The 2,417-nt window shown below is 71.3% G+C and carries 3 protein-coding genes; all 3 read right to left on the bottom strand.

Annotated features, from left to right (window positions below):
• Positions 1-608 (bottom strand): magnesium transporter (locus tag E6J59_19880; protein ID TMB15585.1); only part of this gene is annotated, 608 nt, incomplete at its 3' end.
• A 188-nt stretch (positions 609-796) separates the two neighbouring features.
• Positions 797-2,074, bottom strand: coding sequence for a divalent metal cation transporter (locus tag E6J59_19885; protein TMB15586.1), 1,278 nt, complete (start codon positions 2,072-2,074; stop codon positions 797-799).
• A partial coding sequence (locus E6J59_19890) for a CBS domain-containing protein (GenBank protein TMB15587.1) occupies positions 2,044-2,417 on the bottom strand: 374 nt, incomplete at its 5' end. The genes E6J59_19890 and E6J59_19885, both read right to left, overlap by 31 nt.

Here is a 2,417-nt window from a genome sequence, read left to right on the forward strand (position 1 = left end):
GAGAGCGCCTCCTGGTCCATGCTCTCGGGGGCGGTGACGACCTCGGTGTGCATGATGTCGCGCACCTTCTTCTCGGGCGGCGCGGCGAACAGGTCGCGGAACGACACCACGCCGAGCAGGCGCTGCTCGGCGTCGAGCACGTACATGTAGTAGATGGTCTCCAGGCGCTCGCGCGCCTGGCGGCGGAGGTAGGTGATCGCCTCGTCGACGCTCATGTCCGGGCGGAGGCGCGCGTAGCGCGGGTTCATGAGCCCGCCCGCATCGTCCTCGGCGTAGGCGAGGAGCGCCGCCACCTCCTTGCGCGTCGGGTCGTCGAGCAGGGCGAGCAGCCCCTCGCGCTCCGCCTCGGGCGCCGCCTGCACGACGTCGGCGGCGTCGTCGGGCGGGAGGAGCCGCATCCACGAGCGCCGCTCGCCGGCCGAGGTCTCGAGGATCAGCTCCGCCTGGTCGCGGGCGGGCAGCGACAGCAGGAGATCCTCGGCGTCGGCGTGGGGGAGGAGCCGGAGCCCCTCCAGGCGCTCCTCGGCCGAGAGCACCGGCCACGCGTCCGCCAGCTCGGAGGCGAGGAGGCTCCGCTCGCGCGCCCGCTCGACGGCGGCTGGCGTCATGAGCTTCCTCTCGCTGCACGGGGCACGCTCGCGACCTCCTCACCACCCGGGGCGGGAGGGGTGCTGCCAGCCGCGCGCCCGGACGGTCCTACGGTTCCGATGGACGGCTTTGGCCGTCGCTGCTCATGTCTCTCTCGTGGTTAGCGCAACTGCGCGAGTTCGTCCAGCCTAGGAGGCCGGACGGCCTCCTAGGACGCTGCCCCGAAAAAGACGGCGACGGCCAGGTAGAGGCTGAGGCCGCTCGTGACGGCGACCGTCACCCACGCGGCGGCGTTCATCGAGGTGCCGTTGGTGTACTCGCCCATCAGGTCGCGGCGGTTGATGAGGAGGAGCATGAAGACGAGGACGACGGGCAGGAGCACCCCGTTCGCCACCTGCGACAGGTACATGACCGGGATGAGCGGGATGCCGGGCACGAGGACGATCGCGGCGCCGAGCACGATGAGTCCCGTGTAGAGCGCGTAGAAGTGCGGCGCCTCGCGCATGCGCTTGCTGACGCCCGTCTCCCAGCCGAGCGCCTCGCACACCGAGTACGCGGTCGCGAGCGGCAGCACCGAGGCGGAGAAGAGCGAGGCGTTGAAGAGCCCGAAGGCGAAGAGAGCGGCGCAGTGGGCGCCGGCGAGCGGACGGAGCGCCTGCGCCGCGTCGGCGGCCGTCTCGATCGGGACGCCGCCCGCGTGCAGCGTGGCGGCGCAGGCGACGATGATGAAGAAGGCGACGACGTCGGTGAAGATGCAGCCGCTCACCACGTCGAGGCGCGAGTACGGGTAGTCCTCGACGCGCACGCCCTTCTCGACGATCGCCGCCTGCTGGTAGAACTGCATCCACGGCGCGATGGTCGTGCCCACGAGCCCGACCAGCATGGTCACGTAGGCGGCGTCGAGCCGCGCGTGCGGCGCCGTGGATTCGCGCAGGACGTTGGTCCACCCGGGCACGGCGAGCACCCCGGAGGCGACGTAGGCGAGGTAGAAGAGGCACGCCAGGAGGAAGACCTTCTCGACGCGCCGGTAGCTGCCGTAGACGACGAGCCACCACACGAAGGCGGCGGCCAGCGGCACGGTCGCGTAGCGCGACACGCCGAAGATCTCGAGGCTCGCCGCCACGCCCGCGAACTCGGCCACCGTGTTGCCAAGGTCCGCGAGCAAGAGGAGAACCATGGCGTAGAAGGTGAGCCGGACGCCGAAGTTCTCGCGGATCAGGTCGGCGAGGCCCTTGCCGGTGACGGCGCCCATGCGGGCGCACATTTCCTGCACGACCACGAGCGCGACCGTGATCGGGACGAGCGTCCAGACGAGCGCGTAGCCGTAGCGCGCGCCCGCGAGCGAGTAGGTCGTGATCCCGCCCGCATCGTTGTCGACGTTGGCGGTGATGATGCCCGGGCCCATGACGACCAGGAAGCGCAGCACGTGCCGCCAGCGGCCGCCGGCGCGCGCGCTCAGGGGGCGTGGCCGACCTTCCACTTCCATGCGCGCGTCGTCATTTGGGTGAGCACGTCGTCCACGGTGACGACGCCGAGGAGCTTGCCCTGGGCGTCGAGCACGGGAACGGCGAGGAGGTTGTACTTCTCGGCGACCTCGGCGACGCGCTCGGGGGTGTCGTCGGGTCGGACCGACACCGGGTCGCGTCGCATGATCTCCGCGAGGCGGGCGGCGGGGTCGAAGAGGAGGAGGTGGCGGATCGTGACCACGCCCTGCAGGCGGGCCGCGGGGTCGACCAGGTAGATGTAGTAGATGAGCTCGACCTCGCGGGCGAGCCCGCGCAGCCGCTCGAGCGCCTCGGCGGCGGTCAGGTGGGACGGCAGGGTGACGA

It is taken from the genome of Deltaproteobacteria bacterium (assembly GCA_005879795.1).
Taxonomy (GTDB): Bacteria; Desulfobacterota; Binatia; order DP-6; family DP-6; genus DP-6.

What these genes read in the sequence shown, in the direction of transcription:
- E6J59_19885 (TMB15586.1), bottom strand. Translation starts at nt 2,074, where the DNA reads ATGGAAGTGGAAGGTCGGCCACGCCCCCTGAGCGCGCGCGCCGGCGGC.